This is a genomic window from Novosphingobium aquiterrae, assembly GCF_042434435.1.
Lineage (GTDB): Bacteria > Pseudomonadota > Alphaproteobacteria > Sphingomonadales > Sphingomonadaceae > Novosphingobium > Novosphingobium aquiterrae.
Genome location: NZ_JBHLTL010000011.1, coordinates 74,245 through 87,540, shown reverse-complemented (window position 1 = coordinate 87,540; position 13,296 = coordinate 74,245). Strand labels below are relative to the sequence as shown.

The 13,296-nt window shown below is 66.2% G+C and carries 17 protein-coding genes; 10 read left to right on the top strand and 7 right to left on the bottom strand.

The genetic code is table 11. From position 1 onward, the window contains the following. Nucleotides 1-133 precede the first annotated feature (133 nt). From pyrE to ruvX, 8 genes are all read left to right on the top strand, one after another. Nucleotides 134-718, top strand: a complete 585-nt coding sequence (gene pyrE / locus ACFFF7_RS13880; protein WP_379481950.1) for an orotate phosphoribosyltransferase — start codon at nucleotides 134-136, stop codon at nucleotides 716-718. Continuing rightward, nucleotides 715-1,902: a serine hydrolase domain-containing protein gene (locus tag ACFFF7_RS13875; RefSeq protein WP_379481949.1), complete on the top strand. Its 1,188-nt coding sequence runs from the start codon at nucleotides 715-717 to the stop codon at nucleotides 1,900-1,902. Before pyrE ends, ACFFF7_RS13875 begins: the two co-directional genes overlap by 4 nt. Next, nucleotides 1,899-2,630: a pyridoxine 5'-phosphate synthase gene (locus tag ACFFF7_RS13870; RefSeq protein WP_379481948.1), complete on the top strand. Its 732-nt coding sequence runs from the start codon at nucleotides 1,899-1,901 to the stop codon at nucleotides 2,628-2,630. Before ACFFF7_RS13875 ends, ACFFF7_RS13870 begins: the two co-directional genes overlap by 4 nt. After that, nucleotides 2,627-3,028 carry a holo-ACP synthase gene (gene acpS / locus ACFFF7_RS13865; RefSeq protein WP_379481947.1) on the top strand — a complete coding sequence of 134 codons (402 nt, stop codon included), beginning with the start codon at nucleotides 2,627-2,629 and terminating at the stop codon, nucleotides 3,026-3,028. Before ACFFF7_RS13870 ends, acpS begins: the two co-directional genes overlap by 4 nt. After that, complete coding sequence (gene lepB, locus ACFFF7_RS13860) at nucleotides 3,025-3,924, top strand: signal peptidase I (RefSeq protein ID WP_379481946.1); 900 nt, start codon at nucleotides 3,025-3,027, stop codon at nucleotides 3,922-3,924. The genes acpS and lepB overlap by 4 nt, the downstream gene beginning before the upstream one ends. After that, nucleotides 3,924-5,030, top strand: coding sequence for an AI-2E family transporter (locus tag ACFFF7_RS13855; protein ID WP_379481945.1), 1,107 nt, complete (start codon nucleotides 3,924-3,926; stop codon nucleotides 5,028-5,030). Before lepB ends, ACFFF7_RS13855 begins: the two co-directional genes overlap by 1 nt. A 98-nt stretch (nucleotides 5,031-5,128) precedes the next feature. Beyond that, complete coding sequence (locus ACFFF7_RS13850) at nucleotides 5,129-6,142, top strand: DUF3089 domain-containing protein (protein ID WP_379481944.1); 1,014 nt, start codon at nucleotides 5,129-5,131, stop codon at nucleotides 6,140-6,142. After that, the gene (gene ruvX / locus ACFFF7_RS13845; protein ID WP_379481943.1) at nucleotides 6,130-6,609 is read left to right on the top strand and encodes a Holliday junction resolvase RuvX; all 480 of its coding nucleotides are present in this window, start codon (nucleotides 6,130-6,132) and stop codon (nucleotides 6,607-6,609) included. Before ACFFF7_RS13850 ends, ruvX begins: the two co-directional genes overlap by 13 nt. On the opposite strand, the gene ACFFF7_RS13840 is transcribed toward ruvX, so the two are convergent. From ACFFF7_RS13840 to ACFFF7_RS13830, 3 genes are read right to left on the bottom strand one after another with little or no spacing between them, the layout of a single operon-like run. Continuing rightward, nucleotides 6,606-7,508: a transposase gene (locus ACFFF7_RS13840; RefSeq protein WP_379481942.1), complete on the bottom strand. Its 903-nt coding sequence runs from the start codon at nucleotides 7,506-7,508 to the stop codon at nucleotides 6,606-6,608. The two genes, ruvX and ACFFF7_RS13840, sit on opposite strands and share 4 nt — an antisense overlap. Beyond that, nucleotides 7,496-8,473: a hypothetical protein gene (locus ACFFF7_RS13835; protein ID WP_379481941.1), complete on the bottom strand. Its 978-nt coding sequence runs from the start codon at nucleotides 8,471-8,473 to the stop codon at nucleotides 7,496-7,498. Before ACFFF7_RS13835 ends, ACFFF7_RS13840 begins: the two co-directional genes overlap by 13 nt. A 16-nt stretch (nucleotides 8,474-8,489) precedes the next feature. After that, the gene (locus ACFFF7_RS13830; RefSeq protein ID WP_379481940.1) at nucleotides 8,490-8,642 is read right to left on the bottom strand and encodes a hypothetical protein; all 153 of its coding nucleotides are present in this window, start codon (nucleotides 8,640-8,642) and stop codon (nucleotides 8,490-8,492) included. Between the two features lie 119 nt (nucleotides 8,643-8,761). Here ACFFF7_RS13830 and ACFFF7_RS13825 point away from each other — a divergent pair, with 119 nt between their 5' ends. Continuing rightward, nucleotides 8,762-9,238, top strand: coding sequence for a PaaI family thioesterase (locus tag ACFFF7_RS13825; protein ID WP_379481939.1), 477 nt, complete (start codon nucleotides 8,762-8,764; stop codon nucleotides 9,236-9,238). Continuing rightward, nucleotides 9,235-9,648, top strand: coding sequence for a PaaI family thioesterase (locus ACFFF7_RS13820; RefSeq protein ID WP_379481938.1), 414 nt, complete (start codon nucleotides 9,235-9,237; stop codon nucleotides 9,646-9,648). The genes ACFFF7_RS13825 and ACFFF7_RS13820 overlap by 4 nt, the downstream gene beginning before the upstream one ends. Here the strand turns inward: ACFFF7_RS13820 and ACFFF7_RS13815 are convergent. The 4 genes from ACFFF7_RS13815 to argH are packed head-to-tail and all read right to left on the bottom strand — an operon-like array spanning nucleotide 9,629 to nucleotide 13,294. Further along, the gene (locus ACFFF7_RS13815; protein ID WP_379481937.1) at nucleotides 9,629-10,384 is read right to left on the bottom strand and encodes a precorrin-2 dehydrogenase/sirohydrochlorin ferrochelatase family protein; all 756 of its coding nucleotides are present in this window, start codon (nucleotides 10,382-10,384) and stop codon (nucleotides 9,629-9,631) included. The genes ACFFF7_RS13820 and ACFFF7_RS13815 overlap by 20 nt on opposite strands. A 5-nt stretch (nucleotides 10,385-10,389) precedes the next feature. Continuing rightward, nucleotides 10,390-11,655, bottom strand: a complete 1,266-nt coding sequence (gene lysA, locus ACFFF7_RS13810) for a diaminopimelate decarboxylase (protein WP_379481936.1) — start codon at nucleotides 11,653-11,655, stop codon at nucleotides 10,390-10,392. 12 nt (nucleotides 11,656-11,667) lie between these two features. Next, on the bottom strand, nucleotides 11,668-11,913 hold the full coding sequence (locus ACFFF7_RS13805; RefSeq protein ID WP_379481935.1) for a hypothetical protein: 246 nt from the start codon (nucleotides 11,911-11,913) through the stop codon (nucleotides 11,668-11,670). A gap of 7 nt (nucleotides 11,914-11,920) precedes the next feature. Continuing rightward, nucleotides 11,921-13,294, bottom strand: a complete 1,374-nt coding sequence (gene argH, locus ACFFF7_RS13800; protein WP_379482361.1) for an argininosuccinate lyase — start codon at nucleotides 13,292-13,294, stop codon at nucleotides 11,921-11,923. Nucleotides 13,295-13,296: the final 2 nt, after the last annotated feature.

The window sequence follows — 13,296 nt, the reverse complement described above, 5'->3', positions numbered from 1 at the left end:
TGACCCGCCCCCATGGGTGACAATTTGACTGGGCCTATACGCGCGCTTGCAGGGCACCTCAAGCGCCTCTAGGGGAAAATTTGACAGAGCCGGAAAGACCCCGGCGAACAATGCAATCAAGGGTCACCATACCATGCAGGATGAAGAGGTCCTGGCCGAGTTCCGCGCCAGCAAGGCATTGCTGGAAGGCCATTTTCTGCTCAGTTCGGGTCGTCACAGCGCGCATTACCTGCAATGTGCCCGCGTGCTGATGGATCCGATGCGCGCGTCCCGGCTTGCCGCGGCGCTTGCCGCGAAGCTGCCGCGAGATCTGCGCAAGGACATCGCCAAGGTGGTTTCCCCAGCCATGGGCGGGGTCATCATCGGTCACGAAATGGGCCGGGCGCTTGGAGTCGAGGCGATGTTCGTCGAGCGTCCGACCGGCACCTTCGAACTACGCCGCGGCTTTGCGCTGGAACCCGGTGACAAGGTGCTGATGGTTGAAGACGTTGTCACCACCGGACTATCCAGCCGCGAGGCGATTGCTGCAATCAATGACGCCGGGGGCGAAGTCATCGCCGCCGCCGCACTGGTCGACCGGTCGGGTGGCAGCATCGACCTTGGCGTTCCCTTCTTCCCGCTGATCGCACTCAATTTTCCCACTTATGCGGCGGATGAAGTGCCACCCGAACTGGCTGCCAGCGAAGCGGTCAAGCCGGGGAGCCGCGCCAAGTCGTGACTCTGCGGGCGATCCTGAGCGTACCAGCGATGCTGGCCGCGGCGACAGGCGCCGCCGCGCAGCCCGCCGCCCCGCCGCCTCCGGCCGCTGCCAAGGCTCCGCCGGTAAGTGCAGAGGCCAAGGCCAAGATCGAACGTAGCCGCCAGGGCGGTGAGCGTTTCGCCGCGTTCATGGCCAGCTCTCGCGAGACCGCAAAGGCCGCCGGCTTTAGCGGTGAGTTCGGCATGGCTTACATGTCTCAACGAACAGCGGCACCGGCCACCCCGGCGCTCGCCGTTGCAGCGCAGAACGCCGACGGCACGTCGCGCAAGGCAAACGGACTATGGCGCTGGGCCTCCGTCACAAAGCAGGTTGTTGCCGTGCTGGTGCTGCAGGAAGTTCAGGCCGGAAAGATGGCTCTCGATCAGCCGATCACGCGCTACCTGCCGGATTTTGCCGCGCCCAATGCGGCCAAGATCACCGTACGCCAGTTACTGCGCCACCAGAGCGGCCTGCCCAATCCCGACGACAGCATGCCCGGACCCGATGGCGTTCCATCTTTCTATCAGACCGCCGCTGGCGAACCACTTGCCTATTGCGCCGGACCGCCCAAGGGCAACCCGGGCGGCAAATGGGACTATAACAACTGCGATTACATCGTCGCAGGAGCGTTGCTTGAGAAAGTAACCGGCAAGACCTGGCAGAAGCTGGTTGCCGATCGGATTGCCGTGCCGCTCGCGCTTTCCACGCTAGCCGCCTACCCTACCGGCCTGCCTACACAGTCCGGGGTGAACGAGGGCAAGCCTGAAGCACCGCGCGACCTGGCCCGCTATGGCGCGGCGGCATCCCTTTTCGGCTCGATGTCGGACATGCTCAAATTCGATCTCGCCTTGGCAAACGGCAAGTTGCTCGATCGGCAGCGGCGGGCCCAGCTGTGGGACGGGCAGGCCGACCTTGGCTTTATTGCGCTGGGACAGTGGGTGTTCGAAGCGCCGCTCAAGGGCTGCGCGGCGCCGGTCCGCGTGGTGGAGCGTCGCGGTGCGATTGGCGGGGTTCAGGTGCGCAACTTCATATTGCCCGACCAAGAGGTTGCCGTGGCCCTGTTTTCCGACAACGGCGACTTCGACTTCGGCGAAATCTGGCAAGGCAAGGGCCTGTCCTACGACATGCTCAGCCTCGCTGCCTGTCCGCAGGAGAGCAAATGACCCCGTCCCGACTGCGTCTTGGCGTCAATATCGATCACGTCGCGACGATCCGCAACGCGCGCGGCGGGGATCATCCCGATCCGGTCCGTGCCGCAGAGATCGTGGCGGCCTGCGGCGGCGACGGGATCACCGCGCATCTGCGCGAAGACCGCCGCCATATTCGCGATGAGGATCTTGCCCGTATCCAGGCGGCGACCAGTCTGCCGCTCAATCTGGAAATGGCCGCGACCGAGGAAATGCTCGCCATCGCCTTGCGCCACAAGCCGCACGCCGCCTGCATCGTCCCCGAACGGCGCGAGGAACGCACCACCGAAGGCGGGCTCGACGCTGCCGGGCAGCACAACCGCCTGGCACCGATCGTGGCGCGCCTGTCCGATGCGGGGATCCGTGTCAGCCTGTTCATCGCGCCAGAGGAGCGCCAGATCGAGGCGGCGATGCGGCTCGGCGCGCCGGTTGTCGAGCTGCACACCGGGGAATATGCCCATGCCCAGGGTGAACAGGTGGCAGCGGAACTGCGCCGCCTGACCGACATGGCCGCGCTCGCCGCCAAGAACGGGATCGAACCCCATGCCGGGCACGGCCTGACCTATGACAATGTCCAGCCGATTGCCGCGATCCCGCAGCTGGCCGAGCTCAACATCGGACATTATCTGATCGGCGAGGCGATCTTCACCGGGCTGGAGCCGGCGGTGCTGCGCATGCGCGAACTGATGGATGCGGCGCGGTGATCCTCGCCATCGGTTCCGACCTTTGCAATATCGAGCGAATCCAGAACTCTCTGGATCGGTTCGGTGAACGCTTCGAGCAACGCGTGTTTACCGAGGTCGAACGCGCCAAGGCGGCGCGGCGCCCGTTCACCAAGGCCGGAACGCTGGCCAAGCGCTTTGCCGCCAAAGAGGCGTTTTCCAAGGCGGTCGGAACAGGGTTCAAGGCCGGCGTGTTCATGAAGGATATCGGCGTGGTCAATGCCCGCTCCGGCGCGCCGACCCTGGCGCTGACCGGCGGGGCGGCGGTGCGTCTTCAATCACTGATCCCGGCCGGTCACCAGGCCGTGGTCCATCTTACCCTGACCGACGACCATCCCTGGGCCCAGGCCTTTGTCGTCATCGAAGCAAGGCCGTTATGACCGATACCGTGACGCCGCCGGACAGCACCGCGGCCGATGTTTCCGAAGCGAAGAGCAAGGTCGACTGGTTCGCCGAGATTCGCGGCCTGGCCTGGATGCTGCTGGCGGTGCTGGCTTTCCACAGCCTGGTCGCCAAGCCGTTCTACATCCCGTCGATTTCGATGATGCCCAATCTGCTGGTCGGCGACCGGCTGGTGGTGTCCAAATTTCCCTATGGCTGGAACTGGGCCTCGGCCAGCTTTCATGTCTTTCCGCGCAGCGACAAACGCCTCCTGCCCGGCACGCCCAAGTACGGCGATATCGTCATCGTTGTGCCGAAGGGTCGCACCGACGACCTGATCAAGCGCGTGGTCGCCCTGCCCGGTGACCGGATCGCAGTGGTCCATGGCCAGATCGTGCTCAACGGCAAGCCAGTGCCGCAGCTGGCGGTACCGCCGGTGCAGCTGGCTGCCGATCAGCAGCTGATGTGCACCGACCGGTCGGTGCCCTATTACTGCTATCAGGACTTCGACAAGTTCCGCGTCCGCCTGCCTTCGGGCCGGGATGTGATCGAACTGCCGACACTGCAAGAAACCATGCCGGGCGGCGCCAGCTATCTGGTGATCAAGGATGCCTATGACCCTGAGGTCGACGAGGTGGCCGAGCAGATCGTCCCGGCCGGCCACGTCTTCCTGATGGGCGACAACCGCAACCATTCGGCCGACAGCCGGGTTGCCGCCTGGCGCGACGGACTGGGCGGACCGGTGCCGTTGTCCGATGTCGGCGGGCGCGCGGAATTCGTCACCTTTTCTCTCGATGGCAGCCAGACCTGGAACCCGTTTAGCTTCTGGTCGGCCTTGCGCCCCGGGCGGAGTTGGACCAGCCTGCGCCCGGTTCACGTTCCTGGGGGCAGATAATGGCCGACACCGCACCGACCCGCCCGCGCCGCCGCACGCGAAAGGCTCCCGCTTTGGCAGAGGCTGAGCCGCAAAGTGCCAGCCCTGCGGACATTTCCGATCCGTTCGTTCGCCAGGAAGTAAAGCGCGCCGCGGTGTGGATCGGGATGATCGCGCTGGTCGGCTTGTGCATCTATCAGGCCCAGGCCTTGCTGGTGATCTTCGGCGGGATCGTCTTTGCCGCGATGATCGACGGCGGTGCGCGGCTGCTCGGCCGGGTGCTCAAGATCCCGCGCGGCTACCGGGTCGGCATGGTACTGCTGCTGACAGTGGCCTTCTTCGTCTGGCTCGCGCTGTTCGCCGGATCGCAGATCGCCGCCCAGGCGGCGCAATTGCCCGCGGTGATCAAGGATCAGGCCGCCCGCGCGCTCGAATGGCTGGCGGTGCATGGCTTTACCCTGGACGTCAATTCGGTCCAGGGACTGATCGAGAAGGCCTTTGGCGGCATCGGCCAGCTGACCTCGGCGCTGGGCGGCGTGCTTGGCGGATTCACGACGGCCTTCCTCATCGCTGTGCTGGGCATCTACTTCGCGCTGGAGCCCGACCTCTATCGCCGCGGCGTATCGTGGCTACTGCCGGCGGCGGAACGCGGGCGCTTTGCCCACATCGCCCAGACCATGGGCAAGACCCTGCGCCGCCTGCTGGCCGGACGCCTGCTCGGCATGGCGGTCGAAGGCGTGGCGACCTGGATCATGCTGGCGGCCTATGGCGTGCCGATGGCGGCGCTGCTCGGCCTGCTGACCGGACTGCTGGCCTTCCTGCCCAATATCGGCGCGCCGATATCAGGACTGCTGATGGTCATGGTCGGCTTTTCCGGCGGAACCAGCATGGGTATCTACTGTATCGTGGTCTATTTCGTGGTGCAGACGGTCGACGGCAACATCATCGTCCCGATGATCGCCAAAAAGACCGCCGACCTGGCCCCGGCGCTGGTGCTGGGGGCGCAGCTGATCATGGGCGCGCTGTTCGGAATCCTGGGCCTGGCCCTGGCCGATCCGCTGGTGGCGATGATCAAGATCCTGCTTGAACACCGCTCGGCTCGCAATGAAGCAGAGGCCTCGGCTTAGCTGTGGTTCGCAAATTCCTGTATTTATTTGCTTTCTGTATCGTCGTATACTTCGGTGGACGCGTCGCACTGCAGTTCTATCCGGAACAGCTCAGCCGGATGAGCTTTACCCCTTCGATCCGGTTCGAGCCGCAGCCCGTTCTTGCCGCCAGCGCCTATGACGATCCCGGAATGTGGATTGCGCGCCCTGGGATGACCGGTTCCAACCCGGCGCAATGGGTGCCCGACGGGTTGACCGAGGACGGTGACGCACTGACCGTTCCGGTGTTCTTCGTCCACCCGACCAGTTATATCAACAAGGCCCACTGGAACGCCCCGCTGGACGATGCCCAATCGCGCCAAATTGCCGAAACGATGGTCCGCGGCGAGGCCAGCGTGTTCAACCGGTCGACCGCGATCTGGGCGCCGCGCTATCGCCAGGCGACGGCCGGTGCCTTTGTCACCGATCAGGGCGAGGCACGCCAGGCGGTCGATCTGGCCTTTGGCGACGTTGCCGAAGCCTTCGCGCATTTCGCCGCGCAGCTCCAGCCCGGACAGCCCTTCGTGATCGCCGGGCATAGCCAGGGCAGCTATCACATCAAGCGCCTGATGGCCGAGCGGATCAAGGACACGCCCCTCGCCCGGCAAGTCCTCGCGGTCTACGCCATCGGCTGGATTGTCGATCCGGCCCGCGATCTGCCGGCGATGGGCCTGCCCGCCTGCGAGAAGCCCGACCAGACCGGCTGCGTGATCAGCTATCTCAGCTTTGCCGACGATGCCGACACCGCGATGATGCGGCGCGCCTATGCACGGCTTTCCGGAGTGGCCGCTGACAAGAGCGATGCGGCCGGCGTGCTGTGCTCCAACCCCTTGACCGGCGGTGTGGGCGGATCGGCGCCGGCCAGCGCCAACCTTGGCGCGGCAGTGCCCGATCAGCAGATGACCAAGGCCAGGCTGACCCCAGGCCTGGTGGGCGCGGCCTGCGCGGCCGACGGCACGCTGCGCATCGGCAAGGGTCCGGACATGGGGCCTTACGTGCTGCCGGGCGGCAACTATCACGTCTATGACTACCTGCTGTTCTGGAACAACCTGCGGGCTGATTTCCGCCGCCGGGCCAGCGCATGGAAGCCTTGATCACCACCGAAGCCGCGGCGTTCCGCGCCGCGCTGCCGGGCGGCGGCGCGCTGCTCGGGCTCGATCTCGGTACTCAGACCATTGGCACTGCGTTCTGCGACGCCGGCTGGCGCTTCGCCTCGCCCGGCAAGACGCTGAAACGCGGCAAGTTCGGTGCGGATCGCGTGGCGCTTGCCGCACTGGTGGCCGAACGCGGCGTAACCGGACTGGTCATCGGCCTGCCAATCAACATGGACGGCAGCGAGGGACCGCGCTGCCAGTCGAGCCGGGCCTATGCCCGCAACCTCTCGGTCGCGCTGACGCTGCCGGTCCTGCTGTGGGACGAGCGCTGGTCCACCGCCAGCGCGGAAGGCGCGCTGATCGCCCAGGACATGAGCCGCGCCAAGCGTGCGGAACGGATCGATTCGCACGCCGCCGCGGTGATCCTGCAGGCCGCGATCGATGCGCTGGTTGGCGGGTTCGATTAGCCGACCAGTTCCGCGCGCCTTGTCCGCGCTTCCACTTCAACCAGCCGGCTTCCGCAGCCCTCGGCCTCGCGCCACAGCGCGTCCTTGGCGGCAACATCGGTCTCGCGCGCAGCCAGCGCATCCCAGGCGTTCAGCCGCAGGCGGTCGCTGGGGTGGCGCAGGGCGAAGCGGTGACCGAGATCGAGCGCTTCATCGCTGCCCAGCCCGATCGCGACCTTGAGGAAGGCCTCGGTCGGCCCGGGCGTCAGGATCGCTCCTAATTCTCCGCGATCGACATCGTAGCGATACTGATCGAGCCAGCCCTGCGCGCCGCTGGTGTGCATCACGTTGAGCGAGACCGACAGGCTGTCGGCCGGATGCTGGGCGTGGACGTCAAGATGGGCGCGGTAATGCAGGATCTTGCCTAGTTCCAGCCGGCTGCGCTCGATAAAGCGCAGCGATGGCACCGGCTCGCCCCGCCAGCCGGTTATCGCCGTGTAGTCGACTTCATAATAGTCGCTCCAGTAACCCGGCCCGAAATAGCCCAGGGTCAGGAAGTCGAAGTTGTGATCGTGCGGCAGGCCATAGACGAACGACGCACCGCCCGAGGCGCGGACCATATGCTCGTCGAGCGAGGGCCACAGGTTGGCGCGAATGAAGAACTGGCCATTTGGTGGCGCGAGCATGATGACTTGTGGACCATAGGCGCTGCCGAGCACGTCCTGGCGGTGGCGCGAGGCCAGTTCCTCGATCAACAGATCGCCCAGAAAGGTGTGGTTGTTGCCCAGGCGGCGGAGCCACAGCGCGGCATGGACCAGGCTATCCTCATCACGCGGATCGAACCCTGCTGCGGCGATAGCGGCGGTGCAATCGTCCAGCCCGACGTACTGGCTGTCTTCGATCGCGATCACGCGGGGCATGGGGCAATTCCGTTCAGTTGCGGGTATGTTTCGATCAGCTGCGCGTGCAGGGCACCGGCGGACGCAGCCAGCGGATCGGCAGCATTCACTGCGATCCGGGCTAGCGTGGAAAAGCCCTGTGCCGTGTCGAGCGCCAGACATTCGCGCAGAACCTGCCAGCGCAGTCCGCTTGCTCCCTGCTCTTCCGCCATGGCTCCCAGCAGGGGTGACGCATCGCGCCGCCCCATCCGGCCAAGCAGGGCTGCGGTCAGTTCCAGCCGGCTGTCGCGCGGGCTGCCTGCGGCCTGGTGCAACAGGCTGCCATCGGACAGCGCATATTCGCGGGTTACATCATTGCATCCGGCGCGGCGCTGCAAGCGCAAGGTGACCAGGGCGCCATCGACCTTGCTCAGGCACAGTGCCGCTTCGCAGCCGAGCCGGTGCTGCACATCACCGGGGCCGAGCATGACCGCCGCGCGCGCCAGACAGACCCCCTCCGGCACTGTGCCGGCTATGCGCACGCGGTCACCTTGCGCGGTTCCGGCAAGGATATGGTCCCAGGTTTCGCATGGCACGAACCGTGCGGTCTCGGCAGGTGGCAAACGCGAGAGGGCGGTGCCGTCGATCATCTGCAGCGACAGGACCGTCATGCCCCGGCGCAGCAAGGTGAGTGAAGCCACCGTATCGTCGAGGTAATGACGAAGCGGCGTCTGACCCAGCGGTTCGCGCTGCAGTTCGCGCAGGAAAACTGCCATGACCTCGGCGCAGAAGTGCTGCGCCGTGTCATCGCCGGCGGTAAACAGCGCAGCCAGCAATGGCAGTCCGTCGATTGCCGCACCCGTGTCCCACCGGCCCAATTCGTCAGCCAGACTGACCACGGGCGCCGAACCTTGCCAGTGCTCCAGTGCTGCGCCCATAGCGGCCTGGGCGCGGCGCTGCGGAGCATCATCGCTGCGCAGCGCCGCAAGTTCGGGGCGGATCAGCACGCCGACCGGTCCCGGATCAGGGGTGCGTGCATTCGAAAACGAAGACCATCGCCAGGATGATCGAATCATCCTGAGCCAAGGCCTGGGCCGGCCGCGCCAGGCTGCCGAACACGCCGGTCAGCGTATCGAGGTCGGGCAAGGCGGAAAGATCGATCTTGGGCAGGTTCATGGCGTATCCCTTTTATTGACGGGGCCCAGCGCCCCGCCCGGAAGTGATCGCGCCAAGGCGGCCCAGGCTGAAATTAAAAGATTGTAATCGGCCCAGCCAACCAGCACATCAGCACTGCAATGACCATGCCCGACGAGCCCCGGACCCTTTACGATACGCCGCCCGATTTCGTCTTCGATCCGGCGCGCGCGGCGAAAATGATGACGCGGCACGGCCATGGCGGCTGGCTTGGCCTGACTTACCACGGCCACGGCCAAGGCTGGTTCGAACTGGAACTGCCCTGGCGCGAGGAGCTGGTCGGGGTGGCGGAAACCGGGGTGCTCGCCTCCGGCCCGATCATCAGCCTGATGGACAATGCCACGTCGATGTCGGTGTGGACCCTGACCGGCAAATTCGTCCCCCACGCCACGCTCGACCTGCGGGTCGATTACATGCGCGCGGCGGTGCCGGGGCGCAGCGTGATCGGCCACGGCGAATGCTACAAGCTGACCCGGACCATCGCTTTCATCCGCGGCATTGCCCATGACGGCGATCCCGAAGATCCGGTCGCCCACGTCATCGGCACCTTCATGGCCACCCACGGACCCTACCTGTGACCGGACCTGTGAGTGGCGCCGACCTGCCCCCCTATGCCCGCGCGCTGGGCATCGCCATCGACCACGACGAGGATGGCTTGCCAGTACTTTCGGTCGACTTTTCCGACCGGATCCTCGGCCGGCCCGGCTTCCTGCATGGCGGGGCGATGAGTGGGTTGATGGAGATGGCGGCGATCGCCGCGCTGCGCGCCGAGCTTGAGCGCCGCGGCGAGGCGATGAAGCTGAAGCCGGTCAACGTCCAGGTCGAATTCATGCGCGGCGGAACCGAGCAGCGCACCTATGCCATGGGCACGGTCACCCGCGCCGGTCGGCGGGTTGCGCTGGTCAATGCCGAATGCTGGCAGGACGACCGGACCAAGCCGATCGCCCTGGCGCAGATGAAGATCCTGCTCAGCCCCGCCGCAGAATGACGGTCAGCCGCGCGCCCGCGGGCGGCGCGGCGTCGCGCGGCAAACGCACTGCATCGGCGCGGCTGCGGGCGAGGATGGCGGGGGCAATCGCGGCATCGTGCAATACCGCATCGGCACTGCCCAGCCAGCGCGCCTGACGCAAGGTCAGGTCATCGGGATCGTCGCTGGCAAGGACAATTTCGACGATTTGCGAATCGACTGCCGCGCCTTTTTCGAGCCATTTTGCGATCCGGTCCGGCGATGCCTCGTCGAGCGGATCGAGCGCCCCACCCGCCGCCAGCGCGGCATCGAGCGCATGGCGGCGCTCGGCACCATCGGGCCAGCGCGCGCGCATTGTCGCCCGCGCCGCCGCCAGCCCAGTGGCCAGGGCGCCCAGTGAGGCCGGAAGAAACTGCTCCAGTCGTAACCGCAGGACCTTGGCGAGGCCGGCCGACGCCCCGCCAGTGCTCACTGCGATCAGCACCGGATCACGGTCAAGCAGCGACGGCAGGGTGAAATCGCACAACTCGGGCCGGTCGGCGACATTGACGAGAACGCCGCGGGCCTTGAGTGCAGCAGCGGCATCCTCTGGTGCGTCGAGCGCGATTAAGGCCAATCGCGCCTCAATGTCATCGGCGCCAACTACTCTGCCACCGGCACGTTCGACCAGCCGTGCCTTGGCCGCAGCCATCTCACCCTCGCCCAGAACGATCACCGGCTGGCCGGCGATGCGATGGAACAAGGGCAGGCTGTGCATCGCGCCTAGTCCTTCAGAAAATCGGGGACACGTTCCGCCGCGCTGATCGCCTCGGGGACGATGCGGTCGGCCACTACGGCCCACTTGTCGCCATCGACCATTACTTCAGCCACGAAACCGCGGCTGTTGTACGAACTGGCCATCGTCGCGCCGTAAGCCCCAGCGGTGCGGAACACGGCAAGGTCACCGGCTTCGAGCGCGTCGATTTCGCGGTCCATGGCAAAGGTATCGCCGGTTTCGCAGATCGGCCCGACGATATGCGCGGTCATCCGCTCGCCGCTGGGCTCGACCGCATCGAAATCGTGCCACGCGCCGTACATGGCGGGGCGGGCGAGATCGTTCATCGCCGCGTCGACCACCAGGAACGGGGTCTGGTTGGAACTGCGCTTAACCCGGATCACTCTGGTCAGCAGCACCCCGGCATTGCCGCAGATCACCCGGCCGGGTTCGAACATCAGGGTGACGTCCCAATCGGCAGTGACCCGCGCAACCATCGCCGCATAGGCTTCCGGCGTCGGGAATACCTCGCCCGCACGGTAAGGCACGCCCAGCCCGCCGCCGAGATCGGCATGGGTTACGCTTTGCCCGGCACTGCGCAGCTCAGCGATCAGCGCGCCAACCTTGGCAAAGGCTTCCTCGAACGGTTCCAGCTCGCTCAGCTGGCTGCCGATGTGGACCGCGACTCCGCGCATGTTGAGCCCGGACAGCCTGGCCAGGTTGGCATAGATCGCGCAGCCGCGATCGATCGGCACGCCGAACTTGTTCTCGGCCTTGCCGGTGGAGATCTTGGCGTGGGTGCGGGCATCGACATCGGGATTGACCCGCAGCGCACAGTTGGCGGTCAGCCCGCGCGCGGCCGCCAGCGCGGCAAGCTCGATCCCCTCTTCCTCGCTCTCGAGGTTGAACTGGCCGATCCCGGCGTCGAGGCCGAGGATCATCTCGTGGTGCTGCTTGCCCACGCCTGAAAAGACGATGTCCTGCGCCGGCATTCCCGCCGCCAGCGCGCGGGCCAGCTCGCCGCCCGAAACCACGTCGGCGCCCAGCCCTTCGCGCTGCATGACATTCAGCACGGCCAGGTTGGGATTGGCCTTGATCGCGAAGGCGATGTGGACCCGCGGCAGGATCGCCAGGGCATCGCGGAAAACGCGGGCGTGGCGCTCCAGCGTGGCGCGCGAATAGACATAGACCGGGGTGCCGACAGCATCGGCAATCACGCTCAGCGGCAGGTCCTCGGCGTGAAGCACGCCGTCGCGGTATTCGAAATGGTTCATGGGTGCAGGCTCTTACTTGTCTTCCGGAGGGGGCAGATCGAACGGATCTTCGGCACGGTCCTCGGACCGTTTTCGAAGCTCGACACTGCGTTCCGGCGCAGCCTGGGGGGTGGTTTTGAGCAACGCTTCGGCATCGGCCTGGGCATCGGCGCCATAGGCCGCGACCGGCAGGGTCTTGCCCGCAGCCGGCTTCAATGGCGCGTTCTGCCCGCAAGCGGCAAGCGAAAGGGCCAGGGCAAGGGTTACGGCACGGCGCATCGAGCGATCACTCCAGGCCAAGGTCACGGCGGGCCTCGGCGATTCGAGCCCTTACCTGTTCGGGCGCGGTTCCGCCATAGCTGGCGCGCGAGGCGACCGAGGCATCGACCGACAGTGCGGCGAAGACCCGTTGGTCGATGCGCGCGTCGATCGCCTGCAGGTCTGTCAGCGGCAAGGCATCGAGCGCCACGCCCCGGCTCTCGGCCAGCTTGACTGCGGCGCCGGTAATGTGGTGCGCCTCGCGGAACGGGATATCCGCCTGGCGCACCAGCCAGTCCGCCAGATCGGTCGCGGTTGCATAGCCCAGCTCGGCCGCGCTGCGCATCCGCTCGGTCCGGAATGTTGCGCCATCGACCATGCCGGTCATCGCGGCAAGGCACAGGGTGAGCAGCCCGGCGGCTTCGAACACCGGCGGCTTGTCGTCCTGCATGTCCTTCGAATAAGCCAGCGGCAGGCCCTTCATCGTCATCATCAGCCCGGTCAGGTACCCGGCAATGCGGCCCGAATGGCCGCGCACCAGCTCGGCCGCGTCGGGGTTCTTCTTCTGCGGCATGATCGAGCTGCCGGTCGAGAGGCTGTCGGGCAGGACGATGAAGCCGAACGGCTGGCTGGCCCAGATGATCATCTCCTCGGCCAACCGCGACAGGTGCAGCGCGCACTGGGTGGCGGCCATCAGATAATCGAGCGCGAAATCTCGGTCGGATACGGCATCGAGGCTGTTCTTCGTCGGCATGGCAAAACCCAGCGCCGCCGCGGTCGCGTCGCGGTTGATCGGAAAACCGGTTCCGGCCAGCGCGGCGCTGCCCAGCGGGCACTGGCTGGCGCGGCGGTGCGCATCGACAAAGCGCGAGCGATCACGGGCGATCATCTCGTAATAGGCCATCAGGTGGTGGCCCAGCGTCACCGGCTGCGCGGTCTGCAGATGGGTGAAGCCGGGCATGATGCTCTCGGCATGTTCGGCGGCGCGGGTGACCAGTGCAACCTGCAGCGCGCCCAGCGCGGCATCGGCATGCTGGCAGGCCTCGCGCACCCACAGCTTGAAATCGGTCGCGACCTGGTCGTTGCGGCTGCGCGCTGTGTGGAGCCGCCCCGCCGCCGGGCCGATCAGTTCGGCCAGCCGGCTTTCGGTGGTCATGTGGATGTCTTCAAGATCCCAGTTTTCGGGGACGCCACTGGCCTCGTATTCCGCCGCGACCTGATCGAGCCCGCCCGAAATCGCCGCCGCATCGTCAGCCGAAACGATCCCCTGCGCCGCCAGCATCGCGACGTGGGCCTTGCTGGCGCGCACGTCCTGACGCCACAGCGCCTTGTCGAAGGGGATCGAGGCGTTTATCTCGCGCATGATCGCGCTGGGCCCCTCGGCAAAGCGTCCGCCCCACATCT